At 74.1% G+C, this 15,952-nt stretch carries 17 protein-coding genes; 7 read left to right on the top strand and 10 right to left on the bottom strand.

Annotated features, from left to right (window positions below; translation table 11 throughout):
* The first annotated feature begins 1 nt into the window (after position 1).
* Genes kdpC through EDD33_RS12335 form a run of 3 tightly spaced genes read left to right on the top strand, consistent with a single transcriptional unit; the run spans position 2 to position 3,811 of the window.
* A complete protein-coding gene (gene kdpC / locus EDD33_RS12345) occupies positions 2 to 616 on the top strand; it encodes a potassium-transporting ATPase subunit KdpC (protein WP_123391230.1) in 615 nt (204 codons plus the stop codon).
* A 4-nt stretch (positions 617 to 620) separates the two neighbouring features.
* Entirely contained in the window at positions 621 to 3,116 is a 2,496-nt protein-coding gene (locus EDD33_RS12340) for a DUF4118 domain-containing protein (RefSeq protein WP_123391229.1), read from the top strand.
* The gene (locus EDD33_RS12335; RefSeq protein WP_123391227.1) at positions 3,113 to 3,811 is read left to right on the top strand and encodes a response regulator transcription factor; all 699 of its coding nucleotides are present in this window, start codon (positions 3,113 to 3,115) and stop codon (positions 3,809 to 3,811) included. The genes EDD33_RS12340 and EDD33_RS12335 overlap by 4 nt, the downstream gene beginning before the upstream one ends.
* A gap of 6 nt (positions 3,812 to 3,817) precedes the next feature.
* Here the strand turns inward: EDD33_RS12335 and EDD33_RS12330 are convergent, their stop codons facing one another.
* From EDD33_RS12330 to EDD33_RS12315, 4 genes are all read right to left on the bottom strand, one after another.
* Positions 3,818 to 4,453 carry a methyltransferase gene (locus tag EDD33_RS12330; protein WP_246003497.1) on the bottom strand — a complete coding sequence of 212 codons (636 nt, stop codon included), beginning with the start codon at positions 4,451 to 4,453 and terminating at the stop codon, positions 3,818 to 3,820.
* Positions 4,450 to 4,650: a CDGSH iron-sulfur domain-containing protein gene (locus tag EDD33_RS12325; protein WP_123391223.1), complete on the bottom strand. Its 201-nt coding sequence runs from the start codon at positions 4,648 to 4,650 to the stop codon at positions 4,450 to 4,452. Before EDD33_RS12325 ends, EDD33_RS12330 begins: the two co-directional genes overlap by 4 nt.
* Positions 4,647 to 5,657 (bottom strand): iron-containing redox enzyme family protein, encoded by a 1,011-nt coding sequence (locus EDD33_RS12320; protein WP_123391221.1) that lies wholly within the window; start codon positions 5,655 to 5,657, stop codon positions 4,647 to 4,649. Before EDD33_RS12320 ends, EDD33_RS12325 begins: the two co-directional genes overlap by 4 nt.
* A 133-nt stretch (positions 5,658 to 5,790) precedes the next feature.
* Positions 5,791 to 7,251, bottom strand: coding sequence for a flavin-containing monooxygenase (locus EDD33_RS12315; RefSeq protein WP_123391219.1), 1,461 nt, complete (start codon positions 7,249 to 7,251; stop codon positions 5,791 to 5,793).
* Positions 7,252 to 7,391: 140 nt separating this feature from the next.
* On the opposite strand from EDD33_RS12315, the gene EDD33_RS12310 reads away from it, so the two are divergent.
* On the top strand, positions 7,392 to 7,784 hold the full coding sequence (locus EDD33_RS12310; RefSeq protein WP_123391217.1) for a DUF1304 domain-containing protein: 393 nt from the start codon (positions 7,392 to 7,394) through the stop codon (positions 7,782 to 7,784).
* 3 nt (positions 7,785 to 7,787) lie between these two features.
* Here the strand turns inward: EDD33_RS12310 and EDD33_RS12305 are convergent, their stop codons facing one another.
* Together EDD33_RS12305 and galE are read right to left on the bottom strand one after the other, a co-directional pair.
* Positions 7,788 to 8,555 carry an SDR family NAD(P)-dependent oxidoreductase gene (locus tag EDD33_RS12305; protein ID WP_123391216.1) on the bottom strand — a complete coding sequence of 256 codons (768 nt, stop codon included), beginning with the start codon at positions 8,553 to 8,555 and terminating at the stop codon, positions 7,788 to 7,790.
* Positions 8,556 to 8,616: 61 nt separating this feature from the next.
* The gene (galE, locus tag EDD33_RS12300) at positions 8,617 to 9,576 is read right to left on the bottom strand and encodes a UDP-glucose 4-epimerase GalE (protein WP_123391214.1); all 960 of its coding nucleotides are present in this window, start codon (positions 9,574 to 9,576) and stop codon (positions 8,617 to 8,619) included.
* Between the two features lie 129 nt (positions 9,577 to 9,705).
* Here galE and EDD33_RS12295 point away from each other — a divergent pair, with 129 nt between their 5' ends.
* Genes EDD33_RS12295 through EDD33_RS12285 form a run of 3 tightly spaced genes read left to right on the top strand, consistent with a single transcriptional unit; the run spans position 9,706 to position 12,479 of the window.
* Entirely contained in the window at positions 9,706 to 11,406 is a 1,701-nt protein-coding gene (locus EDD33_RS12295; RefSeq protein WP_123391212.1) for a sodium:solute symporter family protein, read from the top strand.
* A gap of 10 nt (positions 11,407 to 11,416) precedes the next feature.
* Positions 11,417 to 11,686 carry a hypothetical protein gene (locus EDD33_RS12290; RefSeq protein ID WP_246003496.1) on the top strand — a complete coding sequence of 90 codons (270 nt, stop codon included), beginning with the start codon at positions 11,417 to 11,419 and terminating at the stop codon, positions 11,684 to 11,686.
* 7 nt (positions 11,687 to 11,693) lie between these two features.
* On the top strand, positions 11,694 to 12,479 hold the full coding sequence (locus EDD33_RS12285; protein WP_123391207.1) for a lipase family alpha/beta hydrolase: 786 nt from the start codon (positions 11,694 to 11,696) through the stop codon (positions 12,477 to 12,479).
* Positions 12,480 to 12,483: 4 nt separating this feature from the next.
* Here the strand turns inward: EDD33_RS12285 and EDD33_RS20030 are convergent, their stop codons facing one another.
* Genes EDD33_RS20030 through EDD33_RS12265 form a run of 4 tightly spaced genes read right to left on the bottom strand, consistent with a single transcriptional unit; the run spans position 12,484 to position 15,861 of the window.
* A complete protein-coding gene (locus tag EDD33_RS20030; protein ID WP_170169802.1) occupies positions 12,484 to 13,047 on the bottom strand; it encodes a hypothetical protein in 564 nt (187 codons plus the stop codon).
* Entirely contained in the window at positions 13,044 to 13,856 is an 813-nt protein-coding gene (locus EDD33_RS12275) for an ABC transporter permease (protein ID WP_123391204.1), read from the bottom strand. The genes EDD33_RS20030 and EDD33_RS12275 overlap by 4 nt, the downstream gene beginning before the upstream one ends.
* Entirely contained in the window at positions 13,853 to 14,755 is a 903-nt protein-coding gene (locus EDD33_RS12270; RefSeq protein ID WP_123391203.1) for an ABC transporter ATP-binding protein, read from the bottom strand. The genes EDD33_RS12275 and EDD33_RS12270 overlap by 4 nt, the downstream gene beginning before the upstream one ends.
* A complete protein-coding gene (locus tag EDD33_RS12265) occupies positions 14,752 to 15,861 on the bottom strand; it encodes a sigma-E factor regulatory protein RseB domain-containing protein (protein WP_123391201.1) in 1,110 nt (369 codons plus the stop codon). The genes EDD33_RS12270 and EDD33_RS12265 overlap by 4 nt, the downstream gene beginning before the upstream one ends.
* Positions 15,862 to 15,952 lie beyond the last annotated feature (91 nt).

The raw sequence follows: 15,952 nt of genomic DNA, 5'->3' as shown, positions 1-15,952 counted from the left end.
CATGAAGGACCTCCTCTCCCTCGCCCGCTTCTCCTTCGCCGGGCTGCGCGTGCTGCTCGCCCTCACCCTCCTGCTGGGGGTGGCCTATCCCCTCCTGGTCACCGGGGTGGCCCAGGTGGCGTTCCCGTGGCAGGCCAACGGCTCGCTCGTGACGCGCGCCGGTGGCACCACCACGGACCCCGGTGAGGCGGTGGGGTCGGCGCTGGTGGGGCAGGCGGTCGACGACGACGGCCTGTTCCAGCCGCGGCCCTCGGCGGCGGGCGACGGCTACGACACCCTGAGCACCTACGGGTCCAACTGGGGGCCCGAGGCGCCCGAGCTGCTGCGGGAGATCCGGGCCCGCCGGGCGCAGGTCGCCGACCGCGAGGGCGTCCCCGCCGACGCCGTGCCCCCGGACGCGGTCACCGCGTCGGCCTCCGGCCTGGACCCCCACGTCAGCCCGGCGTACGCCGCGATCCAGGTGCCGCGGGTCGCCCGGGCCCAGGGGCTCTCCGAGCAGCGGGTCCGCGCCCTCGTGGCCGAGCACACCGACCGGCGGCCCCTCGGCGTCCTGGGCGACCCCGGGGTCGACGTGCTGATGCTCAACCTGGCGGTGCGGCGGGCTGCGGGAGACTAGGCGCGTGGGACGACGAGGCCGGCTGACGGTCTACCTGGGCGCTGCGCCGGGCGTGGGCAAGACCTACGCCATGCTCAGCGAGGCCGCACGCCGCCGCGACCGCGGCACCGACGTGGTCGTCGGCCTCGTCGAGACCCACGACCGGGTCAGGACGGCGGCCATGCTCGAGGGCCTCGAGGTCCTCCCGCGCCGGGTCGTCGAGCACCTCGGGGCCCGCTTCGAGGAGATGGACACCGACGCGGTGCTGCAGCGCCGGCCGGAGGTGGTGCTCGTCGACGAGCTGGCCCACACCAACCTGCCGGGCGGACGCCACGAGAAGCGTGCGGGCGACGTCGCCGAGCTGCTCGCGGCGGGCATCGACGTGGTCACCACGGTCAACATCCAGCACCTGGAGTCGCTCAACGACGAGGTGCTGCGCATCACTGGGGTGCGGCAGCGCGAGACGGTCCCCGACGAGGTGGTGCGCACGGCCGACCAGATCCAGCTGGTCGACATGCCACCGGAGGCGCTGCGCCGACGCATGGCGCACGGCAACATCTACCGTCCCGAACGCATCGACGCCTCCCTCACCTCCTTCTTCCGCGTCGGGAACCTCACCGCGCTCCGCGAGCTCGCGCTGCTGTGGCTGGCCGACCGCGTCGACGATGCCCTGGGTGACTACCGGCGCGCGCACGACATCGAGCAGAGCTGGCCGACCAAGGAGCGCATCGTCGTGGCCGTCACGGGCGGCACGGAGTCCGAGACGCTGCTGCGGCGCGGCGCGCGCCTCGCGCAGCGCGCGGCCGGGGCCGAGCTGATGGCCGTCAACGTCATCGCCTCCGACGGCCTGGCCGGGGTGCCCGAGTCGCGCCTCGGCCGGGTGCAGCAGCTCGTGGTCTCGCTCGGCGGCAGCTTCCACACCGTGAGCGGCGAGGACGTGGCCAGCGCCGTGGTCGACTTCGCGCAGGGCGCCAACGCGACCATGGTCGTGGTCGGCGTCTCGCGCCACGGGCGGCTGCGGCGGCTGGTGGCCGGCACGACGGGCGACCGGATCGCCGCGGCGGCGGGGGCCATCGACGTCCACCTCGTCACCCACGGGCAGGTGTCCGGCAGCGCTCGGCGACGCCCCCTCGCCGTGCTCTCCCCGCTCAGCCGGCGACGCCAGGCGACCGGCCTCGTGCTCGCCCTGCTGCTCCCCGCCCTCATCACCCCGGGCCTGCGGGCCTTCCAGGACACCGACCAGCTGCCGCTGGCCGAGATGGCCCTGCTGGCCGGCACGGTCGTCGTGGCCCTGGTGGGCGGCCTGCTCCCGGCGCTGCTCGCCGCCGTGGTGAGCTTCCTGGCGCTGAACTGGTTCTTCACCCCGCCCTTCGGCACCTTCACCATTGCCGAGCCGCCGAACCTGCTCTCGCTCCTCGTCTACGTCGCCGTCGCGGTGGGTGTGGCGACGGTCGTGGACCGCGCCTCGCGCCGGGCCGGTGACGCCGTGCGGGCCCGTACCGAGGCCGCGGCCATGAGCTCGCTTTCGCGGTCGGTCCTGACCGGCCAGGACACGGCCGAGGCCATCACCCAGCGGGTGCGGGAGGTCTTCGCACAGCGGTCGGTCGCGCTGCTGGTCCGCACGCCGTCCGGGTGGGAGGGCGTCGCCGCCTCCGGCGACGACCCGCCCGGCGCTCCCGGGGAGGCCGACACCCAGGTGGCGGTGGACGACGACCGCGTGCTCGCCCTGCGCGGCGCGCCGCTGCGGGCCGAGGACCGTCGGGTGCTCGAGGGGTTCGCGCTGCAGACGAGCCTGGTCCTGGAGTACCGCCGCCTCCGCGAGCGCGAGGAGCGCGCGGCAGCCCTGGAGGGCGCCGAGGCCACCTCGACGGCGCTGCTCAGGGCGGTGAGCCACGACCTTCGCACCCCGCTGGCCACGATGCGGGCGGCCGTCGACGGCCTCGTCGGAGGAGGTACGGCGCTCGCCGGGTCCGACCGGTCGGAGCTGCTCGCGGCGCTCGGTGACTCGACCGACCAGCTGGAGTCCCTCATCGACAACCTGCTCGACCTCTCCCGGCTCCAGACCGGACTGCTGCGCCCGGTGCTGCGCGAGCGCAGCCTGGAGGAGGTGCTGCCCCTGGCCGTGGCCGGCCACCCACCGGGGGCGGTCCGCCTCGAGCTGGCCGAGGACGCCCCGCTGCTGTGCACCGACACCGGGTTCCTCGAGCGGGTCGTGGCCAACCTCGTCGCCAACGCCGTGCGCGTCTCGGACGGCACACCCGTGCAGGTGATGGTGCACGACGAGCCCGACACGGTCACCGTGCTGGTGGTCGACCGCGGGCCCGGCGTGCCCCGGGACCGACGGGCGCACATGTTCGAGCCGTTCCAGCGGCTCTCCGACGGCTCGCCCGGCGGGCTCGGGCTGGGCCTGGCCGTGTCCCAGGGCCTCGCCACCGCCCTCGGTGGGACGCTCGAGGCCGAGGACACGCCCGGCGGCGGGCTGACCATGGTGCTCACTCTGCCGCGCCGGGGGGTCGCGTGAACGTCACGCGGGGAGATCGCGTCCTCGTCGTCGAGGACGAGCCGGGTCTCGCCCGCGCGCTGGCCATCAACCTGCGCGCCCACGGCTGGGAGGTCGTCACCGCCGCCACCGGCCGCGCCGCGCTCCAGGCCGCGGCGGACTCCGAGCCCGACGTCGTGGTGCTCGACCTCGGCCTGCCGGACCTCGACGGCACCGAGGTGATCGCGGGCCTGCGCGGCTGGACGTCGGTCCCGATCGTGGTGCTCTCGGCCCGCCAGCACGGCGAGGACAAGGTGGAGGCGCTCGACCTCGGCGCCGACGACTACGTCACCAAGCCGTTCGCCATGAACGAGCTGATGGCCCGGCTGCGGGCGGCGGTGCGACGGGGCCGGCCCCCGGCGTCACCGACCGAGGACCAGGCCGTGGTGGAGGTGGGCGACCTGGCGATCGACCTGGCGCGCAAGCGGGTGCACCGCGCCGGTGAGGAGGTCCGGCTGACGCCCACGGAGTGGTCCTTCCTCGAGCTGCTCGCCCGGCACCGTGGCCGTCTGGTGGGACGCGACCAGGTCCTGCACGAGGTGTGGGGCGACGGCTACGAGCGCGAGTACCACTACCTGCGGGTGTACGCCGCGCAGCTGCGCCGCAAGCTGGAGGCCGACCCGGCCCACCCGCGCTGGCTGGTCACGACCCCGGGCGTGGGCTACACGCTCGGGTAGGCCGTCTCAGGTCGGTCGGTCCAGGCGCAGCAACACGCCGCGGTCGCCGTACTCCCGCAGCTCGCCGGGCACCAGCCCCGAGCCGCCCAGCGCCTCGCCGACGGCCTCGGCCTGGGCCGTGGTGCCGAGCTGCAGCAGCGCCACCCCACCGGGGGCCAGGTGCCGCCGCAGCGCCCCGAGCACCTCGTGGACGACGACCAGCCCGTCCTCGCCGCCGTCGATGGCGAGCAGCGGGTCCTCGGGGAAGCGGCCGGTCTCGGCGGCCGGGACCCACGGCGGATCGGCCACGACGAGCGGGAACGTCTCGTCGGGGCGGAGCACGTCGCGGATCCAGCCCTCGCGGGTCTCGACCCGGTCGGCCATGCCGGCGGCCGCCGCGTTGGCGAGGGTCAGCTCGGTCGCCGCCGGGTTGGCGTCGACGCAGACCAGCCGCCGGTCCGAGGCGTGCACCGCCAGCAGGCCGATGTGGCCGGCGCCGGAGCACAGCTCCAGCACGGGCCCCGGGGGAGCGGAGCGCAGCAGGTCGGCGGCCCACCGCGACTGCGCGGCGGTCCACGGACGTGGTCGCAGCACCCGGTCGTCGAACCGGATCACCAGCTCGCCGTACTCCATCTCCCCGGCGAGTCCTGCGTCGGCGCTCACCGGGGCCGCACCGCCTTGTGGGTGCTGTCGCACCACGGCATCCGCGACGAGCGGTCGCAGCGGCAGATCGCGACCACGGGACGGGTCACCTCGTGCTGCACGCCGTCGTCGTCGACGACCAGGGTGGCGCCGCGCACGAGGTCGGGTCCGCCGGGGCAGGAGCGCACGGTGACGTCGTCGGGTCCGCTGAGCCTCACGAGGCCACCCCCCGGGCCGGCGGCGGCGCGGGGTTCCAGCGCTCGGTCAGCTCCAGCGCCGACAGCTCGTCGAGGTGCAGGCACACGGCCGCGCCGACGAGGACGTCCTCGCGCAGCTCCGGCTCCTCGGCCACCATGGCACCGCAGACGTCGTGCGCGGCGAGGTGCTCGTGGACGGAGTCGGCCTCGACGTGCTCGTGGAAGTACGCCGCGGCGGCCGGCGGCAGCCCGAGCCGCTCCATGCCACCGGCGATCTTGCGCGAGGGCACCGAGCTGGTGGCCTCGAAGACGGCGAGGTGGCCCATCGCAGCACCCCGCAGCCGCCGGTGCAGCCCGAACATCGACATCGCGTTGGCGCTGGCCAGCGACAGCGCCCCCACCTCGTCGACGTAGGTGCCGTAGGTCGGGTCGAGCCCGACCGAGACCATCGCCTCGGCGAACAGCCGCTGGTGCAGCCGTTCCGGGCGGCCGCCGCCGAACTCGTCGTACAGCAGCTCGGCCAGGGCCACCTTGGAGCGGCCGGTCAGCCGCGGCAGCACGAACGCCTGCGGGTCGGACTCCTTGAGCTGCTGCAGGCTGCGCTCGCGCAGGAAGTCGACGACGACCTCGCGGCTCGCGTGGCGGTGGAGGTACGCCGCGGGCGAGGGGCCGGTGGACGTCGCGGGGAGCGCCAGCAGCGTCTCGCCGACCGGTGCCTCGCCGGGGACCGAGCGGAGCCGGAGGGCCACGGCCTCGCGGAGCTCACGCTCGAAGCGGCGCTCCAGGGTGCGGCGCAGCCGCAGCACGGTGGGGTCCCACTCGAGCTCCTCGGCCGCGTCCTCGAAGCCGCGGTAGTGCAGCTCGTAGAGCGTCCACAGCGCCAGCTGGGCGTCCTCGTCGGTGACCACGGAGTCGGGGCCGAGCGCCAGCTCGGTGAAGGCGGTGGTGGAACGGGAGGACCCGGGGCCGGTCCGCAGGGTCTGCAGGACGCGGCGGCTCAGCGGGCCTCGCTCACGGGGGAGGAGCAACGTGTCACCTCTCGTCGGGTGGGGCGCCGAGGCCCCGGGCAGGACGTCCGTGTCCGTACCCACCGCGCGCGACCCTGCTCGCCCCGGAAGGGTGAAGTGGCGAGCGAGCCCCGGACCGGTCCCGCCGACGCGGTCAGGCGAGCACGAAGTCGGCGGGGTCCAGGGCGGCGCAGCGACGCTGGTACTCCGCGACCAGGCCCGGCCAGTTGGTGCTGATCCGGCCGTCGGACCCGCGGTACCAGCTCTGGCACCCGGCCCACACGCTCTCGCGCAGCCGGCGCTGCACCTCGTCGTCGAAGGTCCGCTCCACGTCGGCGCGCACCGCGACGCTGCGGGCCCCGGCCGTCCGAGCCCGGTCCAGCAGCGTGACCACGGCCCCCGCGGCCGCCTCGAGCATCCCGACGATGGAGCTGCCGCCCAGGTTGGTGTTGGGGCCGTAGACCACGAAGAAGTTGGGGAAGTCGGGCACGCACAGGCCGAGGTAGGCGTGGGCGCCGGACTTCCAGCGCTCCTGGAGGTCGGCCCCGCCCGCCCCGGTCACCTGCATCGGCGCGAGGAACTCGGTGGCGGCGAACCCGGTGCCGTAGATGACGACGTCGGCGGCGTGCTCGGTGCCGTCGTCGGCCAGCACCCCGTGCGGGAGCACCCGGGAGACCGGCGAGGTGACCAGGTCGACGTCGTCGCGGGTCAGGGCGGGATACCAGGCGTTGCTGAACAGCACGCGCTTGCAGCCCAGCTCGTGGTCGGGGGTGAGCTTGCGGCGCAGCTCCGGGTCACGCACCTGGGTGCGCAGCAGCCCCCGCCAGCCGAGGCCGACGGCCTTCTTCATCCAGGTGTCCTGGAGCAGCGCCTTGTTGAACTTCTCGGTCACCACCCAGGTGAGCAGCCGGCCCGCGCGCTGGCTGCGGGGCGCGCGCTCGAAGGCCCGTCGGTGCAGCCCGGTGTACTCCCGGTCGGGCTTGGGGACGACGTACGGCGCCGAGCGCTGGAAGACGGTCACGTGACCGGCCACCGGCGCGATCTCGGGCACGAACTGGATCGCGCTGGCGCCGGTGCCGAGCACGGCGACCCGCTTGCCGGTCAGGTCGACGTCGTGGTCCCAGTCGGCGGAGTGGAAGGCAGGGCCCTCGAACTCCTCGCGGCCCGGCAGCTCGGGGATCGCCGGTCGCGAGAGCTGCCCGACGGCGCTGACCACGACGTCGGTGTGGAGCGACGCACCCGTCGTGGTCGTCAGGTGCCAGCGGCACTCGTCCTCGTCGTAGGCCGCGGTGGCGACCTCGACGCCGAACCGGACCAGGTCGAGGACGCCGTGCTCGCGCGCCACGGCCTCGATGTAGTCGCGGATCTCGGGCTGCCGGGAGTAGCGGTGCGGCCAGCGGGGGTTGGGGGCGAAGGAGAAGGAGTAGAGCGAGGACGGCACGTCGCAGGCGGCCCCGGGGTAGGTGTTGTCGCGCCACACCCCGCCGACCGAGTCGCCCTTCTCCAGCACCGTGATGTCGCTGTAGCCGGCCCGGCGCAGCGCGATGGCGGTGCCGATCCCCCCGAAACCGGCTCCGATGACGGTGACGCTCGGACGACTGCCGGGGGGACGCATCCGGCGAACCTAGCGGCTCGGCGGCGCGGCCGGTGGGGTTGGTGGGCGTCGTCCTGACGGGTGAGCACCCGCGCCCCGGCCCGGCGTGCCCGCGCCTCACGGTTCCCGCGCACGTGAGGGACGGCGTAGCGTCCCCGGCCATGGACGCCCTCCTCGTCGCCGCTGCCGTCCCCGCCGTCCTGGCCGCGCTGCTGCACGTCTACATCTTCGTCCTGGAGTCGCTGCGGTGGGAGGACGGCGCGACGCGTCGTACGTTCGCGACGACGGCGGAGCAGGCGAGCGCGACGCGGGAGATGGCCTACAACCAGGGGTTCTACAACCTGTTCCTCGCCGTGGTCACCCTGGTCGGCGTGGGCCTGCTCGCGCCGGTGCGCGAGGCCGGGGTCGCCCTGGTCGTCGCGGGCACCGGCTCGATGCTGGCCGCCGCGCTGGTGCTGATCACCTCCGACCGCACCAAGGCGCGCCCGGCCGCGGTGCAGGGCACGTTGCCGGCCGTCACGCTGGTGCTGCTGGCGCTGGCGGGCCTGCTCTAGGCGTCAGGTGATCGTCATGCCGCCGTCGACGGCGAGGGTCTGGCCGGTGATGTAGCCCGCGGCGTCGGAGGCCAGGAACACCGCCGTGGCCGCGAGCTCGCGGGGGTCGCCCTTGCGGCCGGCCGGGATCCGCTGCTGCTGCGCCTCGAGGTAGCCCTCGGGGTAGCTGTCGGTCATCTCGGAGGCGAAGAACCCCGGCGCCAGTGCATTGACGCGGATGCCCTTGCGGCCGGTCCACTGCTGGGCGAGGTCGCGGGTCAGCCCGATGAGGGCGGCCTTGGACGCGGCGTACGCCGCCTGGGGGAGCCCGGCGGTCGTCAGGCCCAGCACCGAGGAGATGTTGATGATCGAGGACCCGGGCTCCATCACGCGGCCGCACGCCTGCGCCATCCAGTAGCAGCCGTTGAGGTTGACGTCGATGACCGAGCGGAACTGCTCGGGCGTCTCCCGGGTCGCGGGCACGGCGGTGCCGATGCCGGCGTTGTTGACGAGCACGTCGACCCGGCCGAACGCCTCGACCGCCGCGTCGACCAGCGCCTGGCAGTCCTCGGGGGAGCTCACGTCGGTCTCGACCTTGACCGCCCGTCGGCCGGCGGCCTCGACCAGCGCCGCGGTGTCGTCGAGCCGCGCCACGCGGCGCGCCCCGAGCGCGACGTCGGCGCCCGCCTGGGCGAAGGCCTCGGCGAAGGCGACGCCGAGGCCCGAGGAGGCCCCGGTCACCACGACCACCTTGCCGGTCAGGTCGAACAGGTCCGTGATGGGTGCGCTCATGTCCCGATCATGGCAGCACCGCACCGCCGGGGTCGCCGAGGAGGGACCGACGGCGGGCGGGTCAGTGGCTGCTGCGCGCCTGCCAGGCCGAGCGGACCATGTCCTCGAGGGTGTGGCGCATCTGCCAGTCGAGGTCGCGGGCGGCGGCCTCGCCGGTGGCGACGATGCGAGCCGGGTCGCCGGGGCGGCGGGGGCCGTGCTCGGGGGTGAAGTCGATGCCGGTGACGGTGCGGATGGCGGTCATGATCTCCGCGACCGAGGAGCCGGTGCCGCTGCCGAGGTTGTAGACGGGGAGCAGGTCCTCGCCGGCCGCGAGCCGCTGGGCGGCGACGACGTGGGAGCGGGCGAGGTCGGCGACGTGGACGTAGTCGCGCACGCAGGTGCCGTCCGGGGTCTCGAAGTCGGTGCCGTTGATGCGGGGCGTCTCGCCGGCGAGGAGCTTCTCGAACACGATCGGGAACAGGTTGTGCGGGCTGGTGTCGTAGAGCTCGTCGGTGCCGGAGCCGACCACGTTGAAGTAGCGCAGCGAGGTGTGGCGCAGGCCGGTGGCGACGGCCTGGTCGCGGATCACCCACTCACCGACCAGCTTGCTCTCGCCGTACGGCGACTCCGGGCGCGTGGCCGTCTCCTCGGTCACCAGGTCGACGTCGGGGGTGCCGAAGGTCGCGGCGCTGCTGGAGAACACCATGGCGTCGACGTCGGTGGCGGCCATGGCCTCGAGCAGGCTGACGGTGCCGGTGACGTTCTGGGTGTAGGTGTGCAGCGGTCGCTGCACCGAGACCCCGGCGTACTTGTAGCCGGCGAGGTGCACGACGCCCTCGACGTGGTGCTCGCGCATCGTGCGGGTCATCAGGTCGGTGTCGACCACGCTGCCCTCGACGAGCGGGACCTCGGCACCCACGAACGCGCGGTGCCCGCTGGACAGGTCGTCGACGACGACCACCTCGAGACCGACCTCCCCGAACGCCCTCACCACGTGGGAGCCGATGTAGCCCGCACCCCCGGTCACCAGCCAGCTCATCGCCCGTCCTCACCTCGTCGACACGGAGCGGCGACTCTACCCATCGGGGTGCGCGACGGGAGCGGGTGCGAGGAGTAGCGTGCCCGAGGCGACAACGGGTCGCCGCTCGGGCACGACGGAGGTTTGACGATGACGGTCCTCGCTGCGGAAGGTGCGCTGCGGCTCGACACCAACTGGGTGGACTACCTGCTGATCGGCGTCTACTTCGCCTTCGTCATCGGCATCGGGGTGCTGGCCCGCCGCTCGGTCTCCTCCAGCATCGACTTCTTCCTCTCGGGCCGCTCGTTGCCCGCGTGGGTGACCGGCCTGGCGTTCATCTCCGCCAACCTCGGCGCGGTCGAGATCATCGGCATGTCGGCCAACGGCGCCAACTACGGCATCCCGACGGTGCACTACTTCTGGGTCGGCGCGGTCCCGGCCATGCTGTTCCTCGGCGTGGTGATGATGCCGTTCTACTACGGCTCCAAGGTGCGCTCGGTGCCCGAGTTCATGCGCCGCCGGTTCGGCACGGGGGCCCACCTCGTCAACGCGCTGAGCTTCGCGATCGCGCAGCTGTTGATCGCGGGCATCAACCTCTACCTGCTGGCCAACATCGTCGAGATCATCCTCGGCTGGCCGCTGTGGGTCTCGCTGATCGTCGCCGCCGCCATCGTGCTCACCTACACCTCGCTCGGCGGCCTCTCGGCCGCGATCTACAACGAGGTGCTGCAGTTCTTCGTGATCGTCGCGGCGCTGCTGCCGCTGACCCTGATCGGTCTGCACAAGGTCGGCTGGTGGGGCGGCCTGAAGGAGAAGGTGGCCGCGAGCGCCGGCGGAGCCGAGCAGCTCTCCTCCTGGCCCGGCACCGCGCTGACGGGCTTCGACAGCCCGTTCTGGTCGGTCGTCGGCATCGTGCTCGGCCTCGGCTTCGTGCTGTCCTTCGGCTACTGGACCACCAACTTCGTCGAGGTCCAGCGCGCGATGGCGTCGAGCTCGATCTCCGCGGCGCAGCGGGCGCCGATCATCGGCGCCTTCCCCAAGATGTTCGTGCCGTTCATCGTCATCTTCCCCGGCATGATCGCCGCGGTCCTGGTCAACGAGATCTCCGAGCCCAAGAACAACGGCGGGTCACCGGACTACAACAACGCGTTGCTCTACCTGATCCGCGACCTGCTGCCCAACGGCATGCTGGGCGTCGCGATCGCGGGCCTGCTGGCCTCCTTCATGGCCGGCATGGCGGCCAACATCTCGGCCTTCAACACGGTCTTCTCCTACGACCTGTGGGAGACCTACGTCGTCAAGGACCGGCCCGACGGCTACTACCTGGCCGTCGGTCGGGCGGCCACGGTGGGAGCGACGGTGATCGCGATCGGCACGGCGACCTTCGCGGCGTCGTACTCCAACATCATGAACTACCTGCAGACGCTGTTCGGGTTCTTCAACGCCCCGCTGTTCGCGACCTTCATCCTCGGCATGTTCTGGAAGCGGATGACCGCGACGGCCGGCTGGACCGGCCTCGTGGCCGGCACCACGGCGGCGATCCTGGTCGGCATCGCCTCGCAGGACGCCCTGGGCGGCCTGTCGCAGGGCTGGGTCGGGCTCTCCGGGCAGGGCGCGAGCTTCGTGGCCGCCGGTGCGGCGTTCGTGGTCGACATCATCGTCAGCGTCCTGGTCACCCTGGTCACCAAGCCGCGGGAGGAGTCCGAGCTGCGGGGCCTGGTCTACTCGCTGACCCCCAAGATGGACTTCCACGACGACAACGAGGAGGCGCTGGCGTGGTACCAGAAGCCCAACATCCTCGCCGGCGTCGGCGTCGTCATCGTCGTCGGTCTCAACATCATCTTCTGGTAGGGCGGTAGTCATGGCTGAGAAAATGTCCGGCGCGGACGCGCAGGCGGAGCGCACCCGCAAGGCGGGCGCCTTCGACATCCGCAACTTCATCGGGATGCTGATCGGCATCTTCGGCGTGGTGCTGCTGATCGCCTCGATCTTCGACAGCGCGGCCGACATCGCGAAGGCCGACGGCGTCCGGGTCAACCTGTGGGCCGGCGCCGGGATGGTCCTGACCGCGCTCGTGTTCTTCGCCTGGGCGCGGCTGCGTCCGGTCGTGGTGCCCGAGGACACGCCCTGACGCCTCCGTGAGCTCCCGGCTCGCGCCGGCGCGGCGCCGGCAGGCGGTCGTGCTCGGTGCCCTCGTCGTCGCCGCCCTCGTCGCGCTCGTCGCCTGGGTCGGGCTGCGCGCCGTCCTCGGCGGGCCGTCGGTCGACCAGGGCACCCCCGGCCCGGTCGTGGCCGTGACGGGGTACGGCGGCCGCGTCGCCGCGCTCGACCCCCTGGTGCAGCGGCTGCGCGACCAGGGTCGCGACGTGGTGGTGCTGCAGCCCGCGGGTGGCGGCACCGGGGACCTGCGCGACGAGGCGGCCCGGCTCGCGACGCTCGTCGAGGAGACGCGCGAGCGCACCGGCGCGGCGTCGGTCGACCTCGTCGGCTACTCGGCCGGGGGAGTGGTGGTCCGGCTCTACGTCCGCGACGGCAGCGGCGCCGACGTCGTGCGCCGCGTGGTGACGCTCGGCTCGCCCCACCACCACGGCACCGACGTGGCCGAGCTGGCGGTCGAGGCGGCCGGCACCTGCCCCACGGCGTGCGAGCAGCTGGTGCCCGACAGCGACCTGCTGCGCGAGCTCAACGCGGGCGACGAGACGCCCGAGGGCCCCCAGTGGGCGACGGTGCGCAGCGACGCCGACCGGGTGGTGACCCCCACCGGCTCGGCCGCGCTGGAGGGGGCGCGCAACGTGCTGGTCCAGGACCTGTGCCCCGGAGCCGAGGTGCAGCACGACGACCTGCCCGCTGACACCCGCGTCGGCCGCGTGCTGGACGGCGCGCTGGGTGCGGGGCCCGTCGTCGCGCCCGAGCCCGGCTGCTGAGTCGTCAGCGGAGCTGGTCGTCGAGGTCGCCGCGGTCCTCGTCGGGGACCTCGACGTCACGCAGGTCGACGCACGGGCTGGAAGCGAACAGCTGGCGGACGCGCTGCCGCGACCCGGGCTCGTCGCGCGACGCCCGGGCGCCCACGTCGGCCTGGAGTTCCCCGGGGAGATCCTCCGGGAGGTCCGTGCGGGCGAAGGCCCCCGCACGCCCCTGGGCGTCGCGCTCCAGCCCCAGGTCGCGCCAGGCGGCGTCGATGGCCCGGTCGGTCACCGTGTCGTCGGGCTCGGCGTACGTCAGCTCGCCGACCACCGTGAGGCTGCCGACGGTGCGCGGCCGGGCGGCGCACCGCACGGTGACGAGCTGGTAGGCGCGCACCCGCCCGTCGACGGCCGTGCCGGCGGCGGCGAAGGCGTCGTCGGCGACCCGGTCGACGGCCGCGCGCAGCTGCTCGTACTGCTGCTGGTCGAGCCGTTCCGCGCGCGGGTCGAGCCCGAGGTCGGGTCCCGCGGTCGCGCCGCACGCGGCGAGGGGGAGCACCGCCAGCAGGCCGAGCAGCCGGGTCCTCACCGGTTGACGTCCTTGGTGGCGAAGTTGGCCCAGGCGGCGCCGGCGAAGACGACGAGGTAGCCCAGCTGGGTGAGCACCCCGTCGACCACGTCGCCCCACCGGATCGGATCTCGGAACAGGTCGACGAAGGCCAGCCAGTGCCGCGTCATCAGGTAGGGCTTGATCGCGTCGGCGGCGTCGAGGCCCAGCAGCACGGTGGAGGCGACCAGCACCCCGATGGTGCCCAGGGCGGCGCCCACCGCGGAGTCGGTGAGGGTGCTGAAGAAGAGCGCGATCGCGGCCACCCCGAGCATCGCCAGCACGACGTAGACGAAGGCCAGGCCGGTGCGTTGCGTCATCTCGGCCTGGGTCAGCGTCGAGCCCGACACGCTGACCACCCCGGTGGCCGGGGCGTCCCCGAGCAGCAGCCGACCCTCGACGTAGGCCACGACGGCGACGGCCAGCACCGCCAGCACCACGAAGACCACGACGCTGACCAGCTTGGCCACCAGCAGCCGCAGCCGCGAGACGGGCCGCACCAGCAGGTAGCGCAACGTGTCGCTCTGCACCTCCCCGGCGATGGCGTCGCCCCCGACCACGGCCACCGCGACGGGCAGGAAGAGCGGCAGCACGATGCCCAGCGCCGCCAGCGGGAAGAGGGTGCCGTCGGTCAGCACCGCGGACAGGAACGGCGGTCCGGTGCCGGGCCGCGGACCGAGGTCGGTCACCGCGAGCAGCACCGCCACCAGGGTGGGCAGGGCGTTGAGCGCCAGGATCGTGATCCAGGTGCGGGGACGGGTCATCAGCTTGACCAGCTCGACGCGGATCACGCCGACTCACTCGCGGCGAGCACGATCTCCTCCAGGCTGCGTCGCTCGGGACCGAGCTCGGTGACGCGGATGTCGCGGGCCACCAGGTGGGCGTTGAGGGCGGCGGCGTCGGGGCTGCGGACCACGAGGTGGCCCTCGCCGCGGTCGACCACCCGGCCGTCGAGCAGCCGCAGCGCGGTGCTCACGTCGGGGGTGCGCACCCGCACCAGGCCGGTGGGCGCCTGGAGGGTGGCGAGGTCCTCCTGCAGCACCAGCCGGCCGCGGTCGAGGACGCCCACGCGGCTCGACATCTGCTCGATCTCGGCCAGCAGGTGGCTGGAGAGGAAGATGGTGGTGCCCTCCCGGTTGAGCGAGAGCAGCAGCTCGCGCATCTCGCGGATGCCCTGGGGGTCCAGGCCGTTGGTCGGCTCGTCGAGCACGAGCAGCGGAGGCCGGCGCAGCAGCGCCGAGGCCAGGCCCAGGCGCTGGCGCATGCCGAGGCTGTAGGTGCGCACCGGGCGGCGGTCGGCCGGGTCGAGCCCGACCTGGTCCAGCACCTCGCCGACCCGGCGCCGGCGGTCGCCGCGGCGGCGCCGGCCGTCGGTGGAGTCGAGCAGCGTCAGGTTGGCCCGCCCGGACAGGTGGGGGTAGGCGCCGGGGCCCTCCACCAGGGCGCCGACCCGGGGCAGGACCGACGCGCCGGCCCTCGGCATGGCCTCGCCGAAGAGCTCGATCGCGCCCTCGGTGGCGAGCACCAGGCCGAGCAGCATCCGCACGGTCGTGGTCTTGCCCGAGCCGTTGGCGCCGAGGAAGCCGTAGACGTCGCCCGCGCGGACCTCGAGGTCGACGCCGTCGACGGCGCGGACACCGCCCCGGTAGACCTTGGTCAGCCCGCGGGTGGCGATCAGCAGGTCGGTCATCGGCCCACCGGGTCCACGAGGCGTACGCCGGCCCGCACGTCGTCGGCCGCCTGCACGAGCGTCTGCGGGGTGACCGTGCCGAGCAGCACGTAGTTGCCGCGGCCGCTGCTGTCGAGCAGCACCGAGAGCGGCCCGAACTCCAGCGCCTGGCGCTCGCCGGTGTCGCGGACGGTGCCGGCCTTGCGCAGCTGCTCGCGCAGTCCCTTGGCGACCACGTCGCGCAGCGGCACCGCCACCAGCACCGTCGGCCCGCGGCCGTAGACGCCGACCGCCCCGAAGTCCTCGGGGTCGCCGCGGCGGGGGAGCCCGGCCGCCTCCGAGGGCGGGGCGAACGGTGCGTAGGCGTCGGCACCCGCCGCGTCGTCGAGGGTCACGCCGCGCGAGACGTCCACGCCGGAGGAGAGGTCGAGGGTCGTGCGCGACCGGGGCGGCCTGGTCAGGTCGACCGAGGTGGTCTCGGTGGTCAGCACCGGTCGCGACCCCGCTGCTCCGTCGTACACCTCGACGCGGAGCGGGAGACCGGTCTCCTGGTCCGCCCACAGGTCGACGCGCCCGACGGTCGAGCGGGGGTCGGCGGGGACGAGCCGCAGCCCGGCGGCGGCGCGACCGGCGACGCGCTCCGACGGCAGCCGGGAGAGCTCCGCGGCCCGGGCGCCGGTGAGCAGCCGCTGGGCGAGCGCGACCGGGACGACGTCGGGGTCGTCGGGCAGCCGGATCCGGGAGTACGGCACGACGCTGACCCGGTTGCCCTCGTAGCGCCACCGGACGGTCGTGCCGCCGCTGCGGACCACGTCGGTCTCGCCGCTCTCGCGGACCCGGTCGACGCGGTGCTGGGTGGGGCCGCGCCACCACACCCGGAGCCGGCTGGACTCGCCGAGGATCCGCACCACGCCCCCGAAGGTGTCACCGCTCAGCGGGACCTCGACGTCGCCCTGGGTGGCGACCTCGCCGGACCAGCCGAGGCGGTCGGCGTCGAGGACGCGGGCGGCGAGGTCGGCGGCGCTCTCCCCGGTGTCCTCGACCGGCAGGGCGCGCAGGCCCTGGGGCACCGCCACGAGGGCCACGGCCACGGCGAGCACCACCAGCCAGCGCGCCGCAGGACCCATGCCCGTCACCGTACGACCCCGCGCGAAGGCGGCTCCGGGAGCGAACGGCCGACGCGAGCGGTGCAGGGTCTAGGATGGAGCGGTGAGCACC

Source organism: Nocardioides aurantiacus (genome assembly GCF_003752505.1).
GTDB classification, from domain to species: Bacteria; Actinomycetota; Actinomycetes; order Propionibacteriales; family Nocardioidaceae; genus Marmoricola; species Marmoricola aurantiacus.
Note: the sequence above shows the minus strand (reverse complement) of the source record. Positions and strands in the feature narration are given on the sequence as shown.